19 protein-coding genes are annotated in these 19,248 nt (G+C 69.1%); 11 read left to right on the top strand and 8 right to left on the bottom strand.

The annotated features are described in order from the left end of the window. Positions 1-32 precede the first annotated feature (32 nt). From ABD073_RS09185 to ABD073_RS09235, 11 genes are all read left to right on the top strand, one after another. Positions 33-1,094: a LacI family DNA-binding transcriptional regulator gene (locus ABD073_RS09185; protein WP_343873892.1), complete on the top strand. Its 1,062-nt coding sequence runs from the start codon at positions 33-35 to the stop codon at positions 1,092-1,094. 178 nt (positions 1,095-1,272) lie between these two features. Further along, on the top strand, positions 1,273-2,604 hold the full coding sequence (locus tag ABD073_RS09190) for an ABC transporter substrate-binding protein (RefSeq protein ID WP_343873895.1): 1,332 nt from the start codon (positions 1,273-1,275) through the stop codon (positions 2,602-2,604). 73 nt (positions 2,605-2,677) lie between these two features. Then, positions 2,678-3,634: a carbohydrate ABC transporter permease gene (locus tag ABD073_RS09195; protein ID WP_343873897.1), complete on the top strand. Its 957-nt coding sequence runs from the start codon at positions 2,678-2,680 to the stop codon at positions 3,632-3,634. Continuing rightward, the gene (locus ABD073_RS09200; protein WP_343873898.1) at positions 3,627-4,466 is read left to right on the top strand and encodes a carbohydrate ABC transporter permease; all 840 of its coding nucleotides are present in this window, start codon (positions 3,627-3,629) and stop codon (positions 4,464-4,466) included. Before ABD073_RS09195 ends, ABD073_RS09200 begins: the two co-directional genes overlap by 8 nt. 100 nt (positions 4,467-4,566) lie before the next feature. Beyond that, positions 4,567-6,510 (top strand): glycoside hydrolase 5 family protein, encoded by a 1,944-nt coding sequence (locus tag ABD073_RS09205; RefSeq protein WP_343873900.1) that lies wholly within the window; start codon positions 4,567-4,569, stop codon positions 6,508-6,510. After that, positions 6,507-7,925, top strand: a complete 1,419-nt coding sequence (locus ABD073_RS09210; RefSeq protein ID WP_343873902.1) for a GH1 family beta-glucosidase — start codon at positions 6,507-6,509, stop codon at positions 7,923-7,925. The genes ABD073_RS09205 and ABD073_RS09210 overlap by 4 nt, the downstream gene beginning before the upstream one ends. Positions 7,926-8,037: 112 nt before the next feature. After that, positions 8,038-8,328, top strand: coding sequence for a 30S ribosomal protein S6 (gene rpsF, locus ABD073_RS09215; protein WP_343873903.1), 291 nt, complete (start codon positions 8,038-8,040; stop codon positions 8,326-8,328). 141 nt (positions 8,329-8,469) lie between these two features. After that, positions 8,470-9,051 carry a single-stranded DNA-binding protein gene (locus ABD073_RS09220; RefSeq protein ID WP_343873904.1) on the top strand — a complete coding sequence of 194 codons (582 nt, stop codon included), beginning with the start codon at positions 8,470-8,472 and terminating at the stop codon, positions 9,049-9,051. 140 nt (positions 9,052-9,191) lie between these two features. Next, entirely contained in the window at positions 9,192-9,431 is a 240-nt protein-coding gene (gene rpsR / locus ABD073_RS09225; RefSeq protein WP_094765601.1) for a 30S ribosomal protein S18, read from the top strand. A 14-nt stretch (positions 9,432-9,445) separates the two neighbouring features. Then, positions 9,446-9,901: a 50S ribosomal protein L9 gene (gene rplI / locus ABD073_RS09230; protein ID WP_343873908.1), complete on the top strand. Its 456-nt coding sequence runs from the start codon at positions 9,446-9,448 to the stop codon at positions 9,899-9,901. Between the two features lie 125 nt (positions 9,902-10,026). Next, positions 10,027-10,470 (top strand): hypothetical protein, encoded by a 444-nt coding sequence (locus tag ABD073_RS09235; RefSeq protein ID WP_343873910.1) that lies wholly within the window; start codon positions 10,027-10,029, stop codon positions 10,468-10,470. 13 nt (positions 10,471-10,483) lie between these two features. On the opposite strand, the gene ABD073_RS09240 is transcribed toward ABD073_RS09235, so the two are convergent. The 8 genes from ABD073_RS09240 to ABD073_RS09275 form a co-directional block, all read right to left on the bottom strand. Then, positions 10,484-12,781 carry a heavy metal translocating P-type ATPase gene (locus ABD073_RS09240; protein ID WP_343873912.1) on the bottom strand — a complete coding sequence of 766 codons (2,298 nt, stop codon included), beginning with the start codon at positions 12,779-12,781 and terminating at the stop codon, positions 10,484-10,486. A 109-nt stretch (positions 12,782-12,890) separates the two neighbouring features. Then, positions 12,891-13,826 carry an SDR family NAD(P)-dependent oxidoreductase gene (locus ABD073_RS09245; protein ID WP_343873914.1) on the bottom strand — a complete coding sequence of 312 codons (936 nt, stop codon included), beginning with the start codon at positions 13,824-13,826 and terminating at the stop codon, positions 12,891-12,893. Next, entirely contained in the window at positions 13,826-14,299 is a 474-nt protein-coding gene (locus ABD073_RS09250) for a pyridoxamine 5'-phosphate oxidase family protein (RefSeq protein ID WP_343873916.1), read from the bottom strand. Before ABD073_RS09250 ends, ABD073_RS09245 begins: the two co-directional genes overlap by 1 nt. 87 nt (positions 14,300-14,386) lie before the next feature. Next, positions 14,387-16,105 carry a cytochrome c oxidase assembly protein gene (locus tag ABD073_RS09255; protein WP_343873917.1) on the bottom strand — a complete coding sequence of 573 codons (1,719 nt, stop codon included), beginning with the start codon at positions 16,103-16,105 and terminating at the stop codon, positions 14,387-14,389. An 88-nt stretch (positions 16,106-16,193) separates the two neighbouring features. Then, on the bottom strand, positions 16,194-16,412 hold the full coding sequence (locus ABD073_RS09260; RefSeq protein WP_343873919.1) for a hypothetical protein: 219 nt from the start codon (positions 16,410-16,412) through the stop codon (positions 16,194-16,196). 312 nt (positions 16,413-16,724) lie between these two features. Then, on the bottom strand, positions 16,725-17,255 hold the full coding sequence (locus tag ABD073_RS09265; protein WP_343873921.1) for an SRPBCC family protein: 531 nt from the start codon (positions 17,253-17,255) through the stop codon (positions 16,725-16,727). 2 nt (positions 17,256-17,257) lie between these two features. After that, the gene (locus ABD073_RS09270; RefSeq protein WP_343873923.1) at positions 17,258-17,629 is read right to left on the bottom strand and encodes an ArsR/SmtB family transcription factor; all 372 of its coding nucleotides are present in this window, start codon (positions 17,627-17,629) and stop codon (positions 17,258-17,260) included. 745 nt (positions 17,630-18,374) lie between these two features. Next, complete coding sequence (locus tag ABD073_RS09275; protein WP_343873925.1) at positions 18,375-19,205, bottom strand: ribonuclease FAU-1 family protein; 831 nt, start codon at positions 19,203-19,205, stop codon at positions 18,375-18,377. Between the last annotated feature and the right edge of the window lie 43 nt (positions 19,206-19,248).

The raw sequence follows: 19,248 nt of genomic DNA on the forward strand, positions 1-19,248 counted from the left end.
GGGGGCTGAGACGGTGTGATGTGATGTGCGCCATGAGTCGCCAGGGCGAAGCCGAGGCCATCCTGTCCAGAAGGCCGGGCAGGAGGGTGACGATCGGTGATCTTGCCCGGGCCCTCGACCTGTCGCAGTCCTCGGTCTCCGCCGCGCTGAACGACATGCCCGGGGTGAGCGAGCCCACCCGCGCCCGGGTCAAGGCCCTGGCGGACGAGCTGGGCTGGCGTCCCCACGCCGGGGCACGGGCCCTGCGCACCCAGCAGCGGCGCACCATCGGGCTGGTCCTGGCACGCGACCCGGAGCAGCTGGCCAACGAGCCCTTCTACTACTACGTCATCGCAGGCATCGAGCGGGTCCTGCAGCAGGAGGACTACTCGCTCATGCTGCGGATGGTCGGCTCCAGCGCTGATGACCTGTCGATCTACCGCAAGTGGCACGAGGAGCAGGTGGTGGACGGCATCATCGTCTTCGACGTGCGCGCCGACGACGAACGGATCACGCTGCTGCACCAGCTCGCAGTGCCCCTGGTGCTGGTGGGGGAGTCCGAGCGCCATCCCGGCACCCTCCAGCTCTCCTCGGACACCACGGCCGAGGCCCGGCTGGTCATGGAGCACCTGCAGGGCCTGGGGCACCGCCACGTCGGGCACGTGACGGGGCCGGCAGCGCTGCACCACGAGCGGATGCGCAGCGAGGCCATGCGCCAGCAGGCCAACCTCCTGGGGCTGCATCTGACCAGTGTGGAGGCGGACTACACGATCAACGGTGCCCACGACCGGGCCCTCGATCTCCTCGACGGGCCAGAACGGCCCACGGCGCTGGTGGGTTCCAGCGACCTGACTGCCTTTGGCATCATGCGCGCCGCGCACCAGCTGGGCCTGCGGGTCCCCGACGACGTCGCGGTGGCGAGCTGGGACGACTCGCTGCCGGGCCAGCTCCTCACCCCAGCCATGACGGCGCTGGATCGCGATCCCCTGCGGATCGGCACCGGAGCGGCCATGATGATCGTGGACCGGTTGGAGGGGCGTGAGGTGCAGGAGCACCAGTTCGGGCCCAAGCCACGCCTCGTGGTGCGCGGTACCACCACGTCACCCGCCTCCTGAGCCCTGCGGCCGACCACTTCTCGCGCCGACGATCCTTTGGTCACGGTTTGGTAACGAGAGGTCGAAAGATCTGCCGAATCGATTCGGCAAATTGCAGCATGGGGAGACCGAATCGATTCGGCGACAGGGACGTCGCTCGCCTTCGAACGGTTTCCATTCCTTCGCTGGAGGTTCAAAGATGAACAACTTCTCTCGTCGTACCGTCCTCAAGGGCACCCTCGCCGCACTCGCCCTCGGGCCCGCCCTGGCCGCCTGTGGTGGCAAGGACTCGGATTCCACCTCGGGCTCGTCGGCCTCGGGCAGCGCCGCAGGCGGCGCCACCCTCACCTACTGGGCCTCCAACCAGGGAACCAGCCTGGACAACGACAAGGAGGTGCTGACCCCGATCCTCGCGGAGTTCACCAAGCAGACCGGCAACAAGGTCAACCTCGAGGTCATCGGCTGGGGAGACCTGCAGACCCGCATCCAGACTGCCGTCACCTCCGGCCAGGGCCCCGACGTGGTCAACATCGGCAACACCTGGGCCGTCTCGCTGCAGGCCACCGACGGCTTCCTGGAGCTCGGCGACGCCGAGATGGAGGCCATCGGCGGCAAGGACAAGTTCGTCGAGACCGCCCTGCAGACCGGTGGCGCCGAGGGCACCGCACCCACCTCGGTGCCGCTCTACGGCCTGGCCTACGGCCTGTTCTACAACAAGAAGATGTTCGCTGATGCCGGCCTCAAGCCTCCGACCACCTGGGAGGAGCTGGTCAGCTGCGCCCAGAAGCTCACCAAGGGCAACGTCTACGGCATGAGCCTTGCCGCCGGTTCCTACACCGAGAACAACCACTTCGCCTTCATCAATGCCTGCCAGAACGGTGCGGAACTCTTCGACAAGGACGGCAAGCCCACCTTCACCGGCGACGGCGTGGTGGACGGCATCCTGCGTTACCTGGACCTGATGCAGAAGGACAAGGTCGTCAACACCTCCAACGCCCAGTACGACAACGGCACCAAGTCGGTCACCGACTTCGCCAAGGGCAAGGCCGCCATGATCCTGAACCAGAACAATGCGGTGGCCACGATCCTGTCCAACGGCATGGACATCAGCAATGTGGGCGTCGTCCCCTTCCCGGCCCCCGCCTCGGCCCCTGACAAGACCGCCAGCCACGTCGCCGGTATCAACCTGTCGATCATGAAGAACACCAAGAACAAGGACGCCTCGCTGGCCTTCATGAAGTACATGACCAGCCCTGAGGTGCAGGAGAAGCTGGGCACGCCCTTCAACTCGCTGCCCGTGCTCAAGGACGGCAAGGCCACCTTCAGCACCGATCCGGAGATGCTCAAGATCTTCCCGGAGATCTACAACACCCGTAGCAAGCCGCTGCCGCTGGTCCCCTCCGAGGACCAGTTCGAGACCAATGTGGGCAAGGCGATGAACAACATGTTCGCCAAGATCGCCACCGGTGGCACCGTCACCCGCGACGAGATCAAGGCCGCCATGCAGACCGCGCAGGACGCGATCCGCTGACGACGACGGGGCGGGGCCGAACGGCCCCGCCCCGCCTCCCACCAGCCCCTCCCCACGGCCAGGAGCAGCCCACATGACCATCCACGCGGCGCCCCTCGAGGCGTCGGACAAGCCCCGCAAGCGGGAACGCCAGAAGTGGTGGTGGTTCCCCTATGCCATCGTCGCCCCGGCCGTCCTGCTGGAGCTGTTCATCCACATCATCCCCCTGCTCACCGGCATCTGGATGAGCTTCGTGAAGCTCACGAAGTTCTACATCCGCCGGTGGACCCAGGCCCCCTTCGTCGGGCTCGAGAACTTCTCGCTCTCCATCGACGTGAGCACCGCCGTCGGCAAGGGACTGCTCAACTCCTTCCTGTTGACCTGCGCCTACACCGCCATCGTGGTGACCATCTCCTGGTCGCTGGGCATGGCGGCCGCCGTGGTGCTGCAACGTCCCTTCCGCGGTCGCGGGCTGTGGCGCACCATCTTCCTGATCCCCTACGCCCTGCCGATGTATGCCGGCATCATCACCTGGAACTTCATGCTGCAGCGCGACACGGGCGCCGTGAACCACTTCCTGGTGGACCAGCTGCACCTGTTCAGCGACCGCCCCTTCTGGTTGATCGGCAACCGGGCCTTCCTCTCGCTGTGCATCGTCGCCATCTGGAAGATGTGGCCGTTCGCCTTCCTGATGCTGATGGCCGGCCTGCAGTCCATCCCCTCCGACGTCTACGAGGCCGCCTCGATCGACGGCGCCTCGCCCTGGCGCCAGTTCCGGCGCATCACCCTGCCGATGCTCTCCAGCGTCAATGTGGTGCTGGTGCTCGTGATGTTCCTGTGGGTCTTCAACGACTTCAACACGCCGTTCGTGCTCTTCGGCCAGGCCCAGCCGCCGGCCGGCGACCTGATCAGCTTCCACATCTACAACGCCTCCTTCCTCAGCTGGGACTTCGGCCTGGGCGCGGCGATGAGCGTCATGCTGCTGCTCTTCCTGCTGCTGGTGACGGCGGTCTACCTGGTCTTCACCAACAAGAGGAGGGAAAATGCGTGAGACGACGGGCGAGCGGATCTTCCGCGTCGGCATCATCACCTTCCTGACCCTGTTCATCTGCATCCCGCTCTACGTCATGGTCACCTCGGCCATGAAGCCGCTGGGCGACGTGCAGGGCAACTTCACCTGGATCCCCAGCACCATCACGGCCCAGCCCTTCTTCGACATGTGGAAGACGGTGCCACTGGCGGACTACTTCGTGAACTCGATCATCGTCGCCTCGCTGGCCACCCTGTTCAGCGTGGTGGTCGCGATCTTCGCCTCCTACGCGGTCTCCCGCTGGCGCTTCCGTGGCCGCACCGTCTTCACCACCACCGTGCTGTCCACGCAGATGTTCCCGGGCGTGCTCTTCCTGCTGCCGCTCTACATCATCTTCGTGAACATCGCCAATGCCACCGGCGTCACCCTGGTGGGCACCCGGCTCGGCCTGGTGATCACCTACCTGACCTTCTCGCTGCCCTTCAGCATCTGGATGCTGGCCGGCTACTTCGACGGCATCCCGCGTGAGCTCGACGAGGCCAGCTGGGTCGACGGCTGCACGCCGCTGCAGACGCTGTACAAGGTGGTGCTCCCTGCGGCCCGCCCGGGCGTCATCGCGGTGGCCATCTATGCCTTCATGACCGCCTGGTCCGAGGTGCTCTTCGCCTCGGTGATGACCACCGACGCCAACCGCACCCTGGCCGTCGGCCTGCGGCAGTACGCCTCGCAGACCAATGTCTACTGGAACCAGGTGATGGCGGCCTCGCTGGCCGTCAGCCTCCCGGTGGTCTGCGTCTTCATGCTGCTGCAGCGCAACTTCGTCGCCGGCCTGACCGCGGGCGCCGTCAAGTAGTCGCCCGGCCGCCGGGACCACGCTGCCGGCGGCCGGGTGGCCCACCCCTCGTCGCATCCACATCCCGTCCCGCACCACACCATCTGCCCAGGAGCCGATCGTGCTACGACCCATGCCCAAGACCACCACCCCCGACGGCGAGAACCTGTTCTGGTACGGGGCCAACTTCTGGTCCCGCTCGGGCGGGCCGCTGATGTGGCGCAACTACGACCCCGAGTTGGTGCGCCAAGAGCTGGCGGTGCTGGCGGAGCACGGGCTGAACATGACCCGCTCCTTCTTCTACTGGCCTGACTTCCAGCCGGAGCCGGATGTCATCGACGAGCAGCTGTGCGCCCACTACGCCGACTTCCTGGACGCCCATGCGGAGCACGGCATGACCACCATCCCCACCTTCATCGTGGGCCACATGTCCGGCGAGAACTGGGACCCGGCCTGGCGGCACGGGCGCGACATCTACGCCGATGTCTGGATGGTGGGCCGCGAGGTCTTCTACGTCACCGAGCTGACCCGTCGTTTCCACGACCACCCGGCCGTCTCCGGCTGGCTGATCTCCAACGAGATCCCGATCTACGGCGGCGAGGGCGACCGCGGAGTGATCGAGGCCTGGTGTCGGATCATGGTGGCCGCCGTACGTGCCGGTGGCGGCACCCAACCGGTCTCGATCGGCGACGGCGCCTGGGGACAGGAGGTGACGGGTCACGACTCCGGGTTCAGCGTGCGTGACCTGGCTGCGCTCACCGACTTCGTCGGCCCTCACGTCTACCGGATGGAGACCGACGTGGTGCGCCAGCACCTCAACGCCGCCTTCGTCTGCGAACTGGCCACCGTGGGTGGCAAGCCCGTGGTGATGGAGGAGTTCGGGCTGAGCACTGACTTCGTCTCCACCGAGAACGCCCGCCACTACTACCGCCAGCTGCTGGTCAACAGCCTGCTGGCCGGCTCGGTGGGCTGGATCGCCTGGAACAACACCGACTACGACGAGATCATCGCCCAGCGCCCCTACTCCCACCACCCCTTCGAGCTGCACTTCGGCATCACCGACAGCACCGGCAAGCCGAAGAGCGCCCTGTTGGAGCTGCAGGCCTTCCGCGGCCTGGTGGATGCCATCGACCTGCCCAACCTGTCGCGACGCGAGGCCGATGCGGCCCTGGTGGTCAGCTCCTATGTGGACTCCTCCTACTCCTTCCTCGACGATGTGCAGCCCCGGATGATCGTGGCCAATGCCCACCAGGGCTATGTCAGCGCCAAGCAGGCCGGCCTTCCGGTGGCGGTGGTGCGTGAGCGCACCGACGGCGGCATCCCGGACGACGCCCGGCTCTACCTGCTGCCCAGCCTGAAGGAGCTCACCGGCCCCACCTGGGCGCAGCTGGTGGACCTGGCCGAGGGCGGCGCGACGGTCTACGTCTCCTACTGCGCGGGGGAGTCGGACTTCCAGCGCGGCCCCTGGTGGACCTGCACCGAGCAGCTCTTCGGGGTGCGCAATGACCTGGTCTACGGAATCAACAACCGCGTCGAGGACGACGAGGTGACCATCACCTTCAGCGAGGACCTGGGCAGCATCCGTGCCGGGGAGCAGCTGGTGGTGCGCGCGGCCGGCAACGAGAACAGCCGCGCCTTCCTGCCCGTGGTCGTCACCGACGGTCGCGTGGTGGCCACCGACCAGCACGGCAATCCCGCCATCGTGGTCAAGCAGCACGGTGCCGGGCGGGTGGTGCTGTGCACCTACCCGCTGGAGCACTTCGCGGCCCGTCGCCGCGGCGCCAACCCGGAGGACAGCTGGAAGCTCTACCGGGCGCTGGCCGAGGTGGCCAGTGCCACCGCACCGGTGCAGGTGGACGACCCGCGGGTGCTGGTGGACGCGCTGGTGCACTCCGACGGGCGCGAGCTCTGGTTCCTGGTGAGCCAGCACGCCGAGCCGGTGGAGGTGGCCGTCTCCTGCGAGGAGCCGTTGACAACCCTGGACGGCGAGCCCGCCGGCCGGACCGTGCACCTGGACCCCTACGGCTATGCGGTCCTGGTGCGAGCAGAGGGAGAACAGAAGTGAAGTTCGCAGACGATTTCGTCTTCGGCACCGCCACCGCCAGCTACCAGGTGGAAGGCGCACACGACGAGGGTGGGCGCACCCCGTCCATCTGGGACACCCAGTGCCGCACGCCCGGCAAGATCAAGAACGGTGACACCGGCGACGTGGCCTGCGACCAGTACCACCGCTGGCCTGAGGACCTGGAGATCATCAAGGGCCTAGGGCTGGGTGCCTACCGCTTCTCCATCTCCTGGAGCCGGGTGCTGCCACAGGGCCTCGGCGAGCCGAACCCGGAGGGCATCGCCTACTACCGCGAGCTGTGCCGCAGCCTGAAGCAGGCCGGGATCAGCCCCGTCGTGACGCTCTACCACTGGGACCTGCCGCAGGTGCTGGAGGACCGTGGCGGCTGGACCGTGCGCGAGACCGCCTACGCCTTCGCCGACTACGCCCGGCTGATGGCCCGCGAGCTGGGCGATCTGGTGGACGTCTGGAGCACGCTGAACGAGCCCTGGTGCTCCAGCTACCTCGGCTATGCCTCGGGGGTCCACGCGCCGGGCCGTACCGAGCCACTGGCCGCGCTGCAGGCGGTGCACCACCTGAACCTGGCCCACGGCCTGGCGGCGCGGGCGCTGCGCGAGGAGCTGGGCGACGAGGTGCCGGTCTGCCTCACGCTGAACCTGCATGTCACCCATCCGCTCACCGACTCCGCCGAGGACATCGCGGCAGCCCGCAAGATCGACGTCGTGGGCAACGAGGCCTTCCTGATGCCCGTGATGGAAGGTGTGCTGAGCCCCGAACTGGTGGAGATCACCCGCGAGGTCACCGACTGGGGCTTCGTCCAGGAGGGTGACCTGGAGCTGTGCCACCAGGTGCCCGACATCCTGGGCGTCAACTACTACTCCACCTCCACCGTGAAGGCCCGCCAGGAGGGGGAGGCCTCCACCTCCGGCGGACACGGCGAGACCGGTGTCAGCCCTTGGGTGGCCTGCGATGACGTGGTCTTCCTGCCGCCCGAGGGCCCGCTCACCGCGATGGGCTGGAACCAGGAGCCAGACGCCCTGCGTCGCCTGCTGGTGCAGGTCTCCCGGCGGTACCCGGGCCAGGAGCTGATGGTCACCGAGAACGGTGCCGCCTTCTCCGACGAGGTCTCGTCCGACGGCCAGGTGCACGACCCGGACCGGGTGGCCTACCTGCGACAGCACCTCACCGCGGTGGCGCAGGCCGTCGAGGAGGGGGCGCAGGTCACCGGCTACTTCCTGTGGTCGCTGCTGGACAACTTCGAGTGGTCCTGGGGCTACCAGAAGCGCTTCGGGATGGTCCGGGTGGACTACGAGACGCTGGAGCGCACCCCCAAGGACTCCGCGAAGTGGTACGCGGACCTGGCCCGCAGCCGCGACCTGGACACCGTTGGTGAGGATTGGGTGGCCGGAGCCTGAACCGGTAGAGTTGGTGCTTGGCTGTCTGCCTCCGATGGTGGGCGGCCAGGCATTCGCCCTCCTGCCATGGGAACGACCCATGGCCGTTGAGACCAGAGGAGGTGGGTAAAACATGCGCAAGTACGAGATCGTGGTCATCATCGACCCCGACGTCGACGAGCGTCAGGTCACTCCCATGATGGAGAAGCACCTGAAGAACATCACCGATGCAGGTGGCAGCGTCGACAATGTCGACGTGTGGGGCAAGCGTCGCCTCGCCTACGAGATCCGCAAGAAGCCGGAAGGCATCTACGTCGTCCTGAACGTGACCGCAGAGCCGGCCGCCGTGCAGGAGATGGATCGTCTGATGACCATCGACGAGCAGATCATGCGTACCAAGGTGATGCGTCCTGACGCCCACTGAGCTCCTCGCTCGGTGAGGTCAGGGGCAACACCCGGACAACACTTTCTGCATCCCACGGACCGCACCCGCATGGAAAACTGTCAGTACCCACTGGCAGCTTGAGGCGGGTCAGTCCACACGTCCGATCCAACGGAGACCACCATGGCAGGCGAAACGCCCATCACTCTCGTCGGCAACCTCACGGCCGACCCCGAACTGCGCTTCACTCCCTCGGGAGCAGCCGTCGCGAACTTCACCGTCGCGTCGACGCCGCGCCAGTTCGACCGTCAGTCCAACGAGTGGCGCGACGGCGAGGCCATGTTCCTCAACTGTTCGGTGTGGCGCCAGGCCGCCGAGAACGTGACCGAGTCCCTCACCAAGGGAATGCGCGTCATCGTCCAGGGCCGCCTCAAGAGCCGCAGCTACGAGACCCGCGAGGGTGAGAAGCGCACCGTCTTCGAGGTCGAGGTCGACGAGGTCGGTCCCTCCCTGCGGTACGCCACCGCGAAGGTCACCCGTACTCAGGGTGGCGGTTCCGGCGGCGGCAACTGGCAGGGTGGCAACCAGGGTGGCGGCGGCTACTCCGGCGGCAACGCCGGGGGCGGCAACAGCGGTTACAACGGCGGCGGCAACGCCGGCGGTGGTGGCGGCTGGAACTCCGCGCCCCAAGGCCAGGGTGGGGACAACCGTGGCGGCGGCGTCGATCCCTGGGCGCAGGCCCAGAGCGACGAGCCTCCCTTCTGATCCAGCGTCCGGGCCGTCAGTCCTGACGGTCCGGCGGATCCGAGACCCATCCAGTACTTTCACCATTCCCCTTCGGGAAGGCACATTCCGGCGTCACGCCGGGCTCGCGGGCCCATTACCCGCAGACAAGGAGCACCACAATGGCCGGTCCACAGCGCAAGCCTGTGAACAAGAAGAAGATCGTTCCGATGAAGTCGGTTCGCATCGACAACGTCGACTACAAGGACGCCGCTACCCTGCGGAAGTTCATCTCCGAGCGTGGAAAGATCCGTGCCCGCCGCGTCACTGGCCTCTCGGTCCAGGACCAGCGCAAGGTTGCGATCGCCATCAAGAACGCTCGCGAGCTCGCCCTGCTGCCCTACGCGTCCACCGCGCGCTGAGATAGGAGTCTGACATGAAGCTCATTCTCACCGCACCCGTCGAGAAGCTCGGCATCGCCGGCGACGTCGTCGAGGTCAAGGACGGCTACGGCCGCAACTTCCTGCTGCCCAACGGCAAGGCGATCCGCTGGACCCGTGGTACCGAGAAGCAGATCGAGGGCATCAAGCGCGCTCGTGACGCGAAGGAGATCCGCGGTCTGGACCACGCGAACGAGGTTCGCGGCCAGATCGAGGAGCTGTCGGTCGAGCTGCCGGTTCGCGCCGGCGCCGAGGGCAAGCTGTTCGGCGCGGTCACCGCTGCCGACATCGCGCAGGCCATCAAGAAGGCCGGCGGCCCCGCCATCGACAAGCGCACCGTGCAGATCGCCAAGCCGATCAAGACCGTCGGTTCGCACACCGTCGGCATCAAGCTGCACGACGCCGTGACCGCCCACGTCTCCGTGGCCGTCATCGCCGCTGCCGCCAAGTGATCTTCGCCCCTCGGGGCTGAGGTTTCTCAGCAGGGCCCGGACCATCTGGTCCGGGCCCTGCTGCATGCCCAGACCTGTCCGTTTGGACAGCCGACCGGGACCCTGCGCCCTGTCAGCATGGACGGATGCAACAGCTCCAGCAGGCCCCGGATCAGGACGAGACGCCCGGGCCCGTGGAGATGACGACCTCGGTCCTGTGGCTGGCCGGGGTCCTGGTCGCCGTCCTGCTGCCTGTCTGGATCTCGCTGGCGGTGGTGGCCTGGGTGTCCCGGTTCAGCTTCGTGGAGCTGTCGCCCACCATGTGGCTGCTGTGGGTGCTGGGCTGGGTCCCGCTGGCCTTCGCCGACGTCGTGGGGACCATGGTGGCCGCCCCGCTGGCGGCCCTGGCGGGTGGACACCGCTGGGTCCTGCTGGGCACCCGTGCGGCCGTGTCGAACCTGCTGCAGCTCGGCTGGTGGTCGCTGGTCGTCGACCAGGCCTGGGGTGCTGTGCTCGCCTGGGGCCTGTGCAGCCTGCTGTCCACCGCCCTGGACAGCCTGCTGCCCGAGCGCCTGGACCCCGCTGCCTGACTGCGGCGTCGGCTCAGCCGACCGGCTCGTAGGTGCGCAGTCGCAGTGAGTTGGAGACCACCAGCACGGAGCTGAGCGCCATGGCTGCGGCTGCGATCAGCGGGTTCAGCAGGCCGGCAGCCGCCACCGGGATGGCGGCGATGTTGTAGCCGAAGGCCCAGACCAGGTTCATCTTGATGGTGCGGATGGTGCGTCGCGAGAGCGCCACGGCGTCCACCACACAGCGCAGATCGTCGCGCACCACGATGATGTCGGCGCTCTTCATGGCGATGTCGGTGCCCTGCCCCAGGGCGATGCCCAGGTTGGCGGTGGCCAGCGCGGCGGAGTCGTTGATCCCGTCGCCCACCATGGCCACGGTGCGGCCTTCGTCGCGCAGCTGCTGCACGGCCGCGGACTTCTCGTCGGGCAGCACCCGGGCCCGCACCTGCTCAATGCCCAGCTGCCCGGCCACGGCCCGTGCCACGCGCTCGGAGTCGCCGGTGAGCAGCACCGTGGACAGTCCCATGGCGTGGAAGTGCTCGACGGCGGCCCGCGCGCTGGGCTTGATCTGGTCGGCGAGTGTGATGACGCCCACCAGGCGCCCGCTGCGTCGCACCGCCACCGCGACCGCTCCGCTGTCCTCCGCGCCCTCGATCGCGGCCACCGCCCAGGCCTCGTCGTCTGGGGTGTCGGAGCCGGTCGTCGCCCTGCTGAGGGCGTCGATCCGGCCCACGACGCACTCCTCGCCGTCCACCAGGGCGCGGGCGCCCCAGCCGGGCAGGGCGCGGAAGTCGGTGACCACGGGTGCGGGCTGGTCGGCGACGGTGGGCAGGTCGGCCGCGAGCTGCACGATCGCCGAGGCGATCGGGTGCTCCGAGGAGCGCTCCACGGTCGCCGCGGGCAGCAGCACGTCGCGCGGGGCGAGGCCCTCGGCGGTGATCACGTCGGTCACCGCCATCCGCCCGGTGGTGAGCGTGCCGGTCTTGTCCAGCACCACGGTGTCGATCCGCCCGGAGGTCTCCAGCGCGTCCTGGCCCTTGACCAGCACGCCCAGCTGCCCGGCCCGTCCCACGCCCACCATCAGGGCCGTGGGGGTGGCGAGGCCGAGCGCGCAGGGGCAGGCGATGATCAGCACCGCCACGCCCACCGCCAGCGCGCGAGAGGGCGAGCCGGTGGCCAGCCACCAGCCGAGCCCCACCAGCAGGGCCAGCACGATGGCGGTGGGGACGAAGTACTGGGTGACCCGGTCGGCCAGCTTCTGCACGCGAGACTTGCGCCGCTGCGCCTCGTCGGCGATGGCGGCCATCTGGGCCAGCCGGGTACGGGCCCCGACGGCCTCGGCCTGCACCACCAGCCGGCCGGTGAGGTTCGTGGTGCCGCCCAGGACCGTCTCGCCGGGGCCCACCTCGGCGGGCACGGACTCGCCGGTCATGGCGGAGGTGTCGACGCTGGAGCTGCCCTCGGTGATCTTCCCGTCGGCGACGAAGCGCTCGCCGGGCAGCACCAGGTAGCTCTCGCCGACGCGCAGCTGCTCGGACGCGATGGTCTCGGTGCTTCCGTCGGGCAGCACGCGACGCACCTGCTTCACGGCCAGGTTGCCCAGGGCGTGCAGCACCTCACCGGCCCTTCGTCGGGCCCGTGACTCGAAGTAGCGCCCAGCCAGCTGGAAGGTGACCATGCCGGCCGCCACGTCCAGGTAGATGGCGTCCGCACCCGCCGGGGTCCGGCCAAAACCCAGCCAGTAGCCCGCGTCGCGGTCGGGAAAGACCAGCGTCCACAGCGCCCAGGCGAAGCTGACCGTGGCACCCAGCGAGATCAGGGTGTCCATGCTCAGCGAGCGGTGGCGCAGGCCACGCAGGGTGGCGCGGTGGAAGGGCCAGGCGCACCAGCTGACGATCGGCAGTGCCAACAGCACGCAGACCAGCTGCCAGCCGGGGAAGCGCAGGCTCTCCACCAGCGCCAGCTGCAGGGTCAGGCTGCCCAGCGGGACGGTCAGCAGGGAGGAGACCGCCAGGCGTCGCCGCAGGGAACTGGTGCGCTCCTCGGCGGCCCGCTGGGTCCAGGTGTCGTCCTCGTCGTCGTGCACCACCGCGCCGTAGCCGGCCTTCTCGACGGTCTCGATGGCCAGTTCTGCGTCCTGCGGGCCGAGGCCCTGCACCAGCGCGCGCTCGGTGGCCAGGTTGACCATGGCCGTGACGCCGTCGAGCTTGTTGAGCTTGCGCTCGATCCGGTTGGCGCAGGCGGCGCAGGTCATGCCGGAGATGTCGAGCTCGAGCTGGGGCTGGGCGGACTCCACCGGGCTCTCGGTGCGGCCACGTGCCGGTGCGCTCACGTCTCCCCTTCGGTGCAGTGGATGTGCAGCACCCAGACTAGTTCGTCGCCTGCGCGGACCGGCCGCCGCACCGGCCCGGGTCAGGCGGTACGGCGGCCGGTGGGAGGCGCTAGTGCTCGTTGGTGCGGTGACCTGCCCGGTCACCGAGGGTGGTGAGCCGGTCCACCAGGGAGGAGCCGAGCCGTGCGCGCGCCGTGCGGCCCTCCTCGGTCTGCGGCGAGTCACCGGTGGGCAGCAGGCGGCTGGCCAGGCCCATGGCCCGCACGGTCAGCCCGGGGGCCAGGCCGTGCACCCGGGTGGCCACCTGGCTGAGCGGTGAGATGTGTGCCACCGGCCGGCCCGCCAGCACGGCGGAGACCATCTGCGAGGCCGCGCGCTCGGCGTCCATCGACAGCAGCGGCAGTGAGGCCGCCGGACCGAACCAGGCGTACTGCCGCGCCGCGTCACCGAAGAAGCTCGCCCGGGTGTGGGAACCGGTGCGCATCAGGCCCGGCACGATGGTGGTGGCCGTCACCCCGGTGCCGGCCAGCTCGGCCGCCAGCCCCTCGGTGAGCCCGACGGCGCCGAATTTGGCCACCGAGTAGGGCAGCAGCCGTGGCGGCGAGACGCGGCCGCCGATCGAGGTGACGACCGCGAAGCGGCCGTGGCCCCGGCCGGTCATCCGGGGAAGCACCTCCAGGGCCAGGTTCACCGGGCCCCAGAGCATCACGTCGACGGCCTGCTCGAAGTGCTCGCGGCGGGTCGCCTGCCAGGGCCCCACCTGGATGATGCCGGCCACGTGGATGGCCACCTCGACAGGGCCCAGCTCGGCCTCGGTGCTGTCCACGAAGGCCCGCAGCGCCGCCTCGTCGGAGACGTCGCAGGCACGCGTCAGCACGGTGGTCTCGGGCACCTCGCGCCGGATCTGTTCGGCCGCGCGGGCCAGCGCCTGTTCGTCGCGGGCGCAGATGGCCACGTCATGGCCCCGACGCCCCAGCTCGAGCGCCAGGAGCAGGCCGAGACCCCGTGAGGCGCCCGCCACCAGCGCCACCGGACGGGTGGACATCAGGCCTCCACCACGCCGTGGTCGCCGCCCTGCGGGCGGCTGCCGCCCAGCATGCTCTTCGCCACGCCCAGCAGGAAGCGCGGCGAGCTGGGGGTCTCCCAGTAGGCGATGGTGGTGGGCGCGACGCGCAGCAGCGCCACGGCGGGATCGGTGGGCTCACGGTCGAGCATGGCCTCGGCGAAGGAGTTCCACAGCTCCTCGATCCGGGCCTGGTCGCGCACCACCGTCGCGGTGCCGCTCACCGAGAGGTAGTCGTCACCGGCGAAGGCGAGGTTGACGTGCGCCTCCTCCGTCACCTGCAGGGCCTTGTCGGAGCCGGCGTTCACGAAGAACCACAGGCTGTTGTCGCTGCGGTCCACGTGCTGCAGGCCCATCGGTCGTGAGACCAGCTCGTCCTCGTCGTGGGTGGTCAGCATCGCCACGCGCTCGGCCTGCAGCATGTCGAGGACGTCGTCGATGGTCTTGTCACTCATGGTCGGGCTCCTGGATCGGGGTTCGTGGTCCTCCAGCCTGCCGTCCCCGTCCCTGCCTGCCCAGACCCGCAGGGGTAGGTTGCCCGATCAGCGACGTCCCTCGGCCTGGCGGTCCCGCTCGGCCAGCTGGGCCAGCATCTGGTTGTAGGCGTCGTAGCTCTCGTCGGTGCCGGCATCCATGTGCCGGTCGATGCGCGAGCTCTCCTTCCTGTCCTGCTTGGACCACTGGTAGAAGAGCGCCAGCAGGGCGATCACCAGCGGGAACTCGCCGCCGGCCCAGGCGATCGTGCCGCCCACCCACTGGTCGTGCATCAGCCCGCGGGCGGCCATCCAGGGATGGCCCAGCGTGGTCAGGAAGCTCTCCGCGTAGACGGTGGTCTTGGCCATCAGGATCACGCCGAAGAAGGCGTGGAAGGGCATGGCGCCGATGATCAGGCCCAGCTTGCCGATGTGGGGCAGCGGGTGCGGCGGCTGGTCGATGCCGATGATCAGGCCGTAGAAGATGTAGCCGCTGATCAGGAAGTGCAGGTAGAAGAACTGGTGGAGCCAGTGCATCTGCAGGCTGGAGGTGAACAGCCCGGTCAGGTAGTAGACGTAGTAGGTGCCGGTCATGAAGACCAGCGCGATGATCGGGTTGTAGAGGAAGCCCAGGTAGCGCGAGTGCATGGTGGCCACCACCCATTCGCGCAGCCCGGCGGCGCTGCCGCGTCCGCGGGCCGGGGTGGCGCGCAGCACCAGCGTGATGAAGCCACCCAGCGCCAGCACCATGGCGCACAGCATGTTCACGCCCAGGTTCACGAACATGTGGACGCTGAAGACGGCCGGGGCGTAGCGGCCCAGGCCGGAGCTGGTGAGCACGATCAGCAGCAACCAGGCCACCACCCAGGCGAAGGTCCGGCCGGCGGGCCAGCGGTCGCCGCGACGGTGCAGCACGTGCACGAACCACAGGTAGGCGCCGATCGCCACCAGAGCCAGGCAGAAGAAGAACAGGTTGATGCGCACCTTGGTGACCAGGTTGACCAGGGTGGGCCACTCGGCCACCGAGTAGCCGAAGGCCTGCACGTCGGTGGCCACCTGCTCACCGGCGGCGTGGGGGACGACGTGCTGCGTGGCGACCGCGGCCACCTGTCCCACCAGGGCGAGCAGGGCGCCGGGGATGCGGGCGGTGCGATGGGGCAGCCAGGCCAGCGCTCCCAGCGCCACGGCGCACAGCAGCCGCACCAGGTGCCAGCTGGCCGAGGTCTCCCAGCTTCCGGACCACTGGCCCCAGAGGGTGGCGAGCTCGCAGATGGCCACCACGACGGCACCCACCGTGCTCACGAAACGCAGCCGGGAGGAGGCCAAGGCATCCAGCGGGCGGGTGGCCGAGAGCAACCAGCAGCCGCCGACCACGCTGAAGGCCACGACGGCCACCATGGAGGCATCGGTGGTCACGTCCTGGTTGCGGGGCACCAGTTCCTCGCGGGCGGCGACGGGGGCCACCAGGGCGAGCGCGGTGAGCGCGAGGGTGTAGATCACGGTCTCCCAGCGACGCATGAAGGAGAGCGCGAAGGCCAGGACGCTGGCGACGGTGGCCACCCACCACGCCGTCGGCTGGTCGCCGGTGAGAGCCATCACGGCGGACAGGGCGGCGCCCAGCAGCGAGGCCCAGCGGCCCACCTGCACCAGCGGCTCGCGGCCGGACAGGCTCATCCGGTGCTCACCGGTGCGCGGGTGGATGAAGCCGGTCAGCATCCAGGCCCCCGCGGCCAGCATGGCCACCAGCCAGGCCAGCAGGTTGACGGCGAACGGGATGGTGAGCTGCACGGGTGCGTCCTTCGCTAGGGGCCCCGACCGGGGAACAGCGGGGACGCGTCCACGATATTGCGTCGCGACGGCCAGGCGAAGCCGGGGCTCAGGCCCGGTGGCGCAGGTGGTCCAGCACCACCCGGGGTGCGGGCACCTGCCGCTCGACGGCCGAGGCGATGCTGTGGCGGGGAACCTGCAGGTGCTGGGGCTCGGGTGCCGACAGGCTGGGCGCGGTGCCGGGCAGCAGCAGGAGGGTGGTGGCCAGGCTGGCGGCCAGCGCGAAACGTCGCACCGTCGCGTCGGCGGCCTCGTCGTGTCCGGTCATGGCTGTCACCCCTCCCCGTCCTTTCTACGACATGACAGGGCGCCGGCGCTGCGGCCGAACGGACAGGACTTCCGTGCCCGGACGGGGTGAACCTCCACCTCAGCTCGATGGTTTTCCACAAGGTTGTCCACTGCTGGGGATAATTACACTGGTGGAGTTACACACATGTGAGCAACCCTGTGGAAAACACCACCTGCAGGCGGGAATTCCTGTGGACAACCAGCTGTGTATCGCGATCCGGTGGGTCGCCACGCTGTCAACTCTCAAGCAGGGGTCGACGGCTGTCAGCCCCCGTCGGCAGGACCGCGACCGTCAGGGCTGCGCTGGGGCGCCCGTCTCGTCGGGCCGCTGGTCGACGGCCCCGGCATAGGCCTGCTGCAGCCCCGCCCACGACTCCCACCGGTCGAACCAGTCATCCTGTTCCAGCCCGGCGGCGAGCTGCTCCAGGTGGACCTGCCAACCGGCTGCATGCCCGGTGTCCTGTGCGTGCTGGAGGTCGCGGTGGACCAGGTGCAGCTCGGTGCCACCCTCGACGGGGGAGAGTTCGACGTGCACCACCGAGACGGGGTCGCCGGGGGCCTGCCAGGTCAACTCGAGCTCTTCCGTCGGCCGGCAGCGGCGGATCCGGCCGTCGACCACCGCCGAAGGGTCCTGGTCGTCGAAGGTGATGCGACAGCTGCCGCCCTCCCGCAGGTCCCCGGTCAGACGGCCGAGCCAGCGGGCGGCCCGGTCGGGGCTGACCAGGGCATCCCAGGCGTCCTCGGGGTCGGTGCGGAGCAGGCGGCGCAGCTCGACGACGGAACCGTCGGGTGTGCGGTGGATGGCGGCCAGCAGGGAGGTCATGGTCAGGCTCCTTCGCGATGGATCGGACGGGTGGGTGGTGCGGCTCGTGATGCCGTGCGGCGCCGGTCCCGGCGCCCCCGGATGATCTCGGTCTCCAGGGCGTCCAGCCGCTGGCTCCAGAAGGCCCGGTAGGGCTCCAGCCAGCCGTCGAGCTCGGCCAGCGCCTCCGGTCTGATGTGGTACCAGCGTTCTCGGCCCCGCACCTCGACGTGCAGCAGGCCTGCGGCGGCCATCAGGCGCAGGTGCTTCGAAACCGCTTCGCGGCTGCTCCCCAGGCCGGTGCCCACATCGCCGGCGCGCGCCGGGGCTTCCCGCAACTCGTCGAGCAGGGCTCGGCGGGCCGGGTGGGCCAGGGCGGAGAAGACGTCATCCATGCAGAAATGGAACCACAAGGTTCCATATCTCACAATGGTCGTGCCGACGTCGGCGGCGCTCGCCTCTCGGGCCGGCCCTGATGGCAAGGGGGTGGCGGACTTGCGCCTCGGTCGTGAGGGATCTACGCGGCCGAGACCCTGTGCCACGCAGGTCTCTGCATCACTGATTTGAACCTTCCAAGAGCGGTCAGTCCACTGCTGTGCGCTCCATCGCCCCTAGTGGTAGCGATGTTTGGTGTGTCGCGCGAGTTGTCTGTGACGAAGTTCACGTTGTCCCATGTTCACGTGACAAGACGGGCTGGCAGTTGTCCCCCCAATGGGGGACAACCGGACCTCCATCCGGCACTTCTGTCCCCTGGATCGGGGACATTGGCGTGTCGTAACCTGAACAGAAGCTGGGTCCCGTCCCGCTGGCTTGTTCAACATTAAGTTGTCTCGCAGGGCGTCACCCGGGAGACTGGATCCATCGCACGACGCCGCATCGGGGGATCGGCGCCTGGCGACAGGCTGCTCGAGCAGCAGCCGCTGGCCCAGCACGGTTCGGGGGAACCGGCACGGGCCGGGGCAGATCGGGGGATCTGGCCCAGCCGAATGATTCGGGGGAATCATCAGGCGAGAACATGCACGACCGCCCTGTTCGCGGACCTCTGGTCCGACGGGCCGGTGGTGAACAAGGGCCCGGAGGCACACCGCCTCCGGGCCCGTTCTCGTGCCGGTGCAGGAGGTGTGGGCATCCTGCGGTGGCTCAGAGGCCCACTGCCCGGGAGGCCCGGCCACGACGCCCCACCAGCGCCAGCACGTCCTCGCTGTCCGGCAGCGGCAGCGCTCCCCAGCCCGTCGGCGCCCGCCAGCCCTCCAGGCCCTCACCCAGCGGCCAGCCGACCGGCCGCACCAGCTCGTCGATCGCCCGTTGCGCCAGGGTCCACACGGCGTCGACCTCGGGCGGGCTCATCTCGCCCAGCTCCACGGCCGCCTCGAGCTCGTCGAAGTCCTTGAGCCAGACCCGGGCCGGCCGCCCCCGTGCGTCGGCGTCCACCCACAGGTCGAGCAGCAGGTCCCGTGTGATCGTGCGCACCCCCCGGCCCACCCGCTCACGACGGTGCGGCAGCTCCAGGTTGACGTACCAGCCGTTGAAACGCCCGTCGCGACGCCAGAACCACCAGACCGACCACGGCTGACCCGGACGGGTGGCCCGCAGGATGCCGTCCCCGCGCCAGTGGCCGCGCAGCCACCGGAAGTCACCGCTGAAGCGTTCGTGCGCGGGCATCTGGCGGGCGTGGCGGCCGTCGAGCCGCTCGCGCACGGTGGTCTCGGAACCCGACGAGAGCCAGGCCACCAGGCCCTGCTCGTCGTCCAGCACGACGCGGGTGGTCACCATGGACTCGCCCAGGCACCACAGCAGCTCGTCGCCGGCGCGTAACCGCGGCTGCCAGCTGGAGGCCTGGTCGCCGAAGACCTCCAGACCTCGCGGCGTGCGTCCCTGCAGCAGGTCCAGGCCGGACAGCTCGTGGGGGCGGCCCAGCAGACGCATGCTGCCGCCGGAGGCGGAGATGCGGGTCTGCGGGGTGGCGTTCACGCCCTCAAACCTATGTCACGGCCGAAGACGCCTCGTCCTGGCG

It is taken from the genome of Luteococcus peritonei (assembly GCF_039526385.1).
Classification (GTDB): domain Bacteria; phylum Actinomycetota; class Actinomycetes; order Propionibacteriales; family Propionibacteriaceae; genus Luteococcus; species Luteococcus peritonei.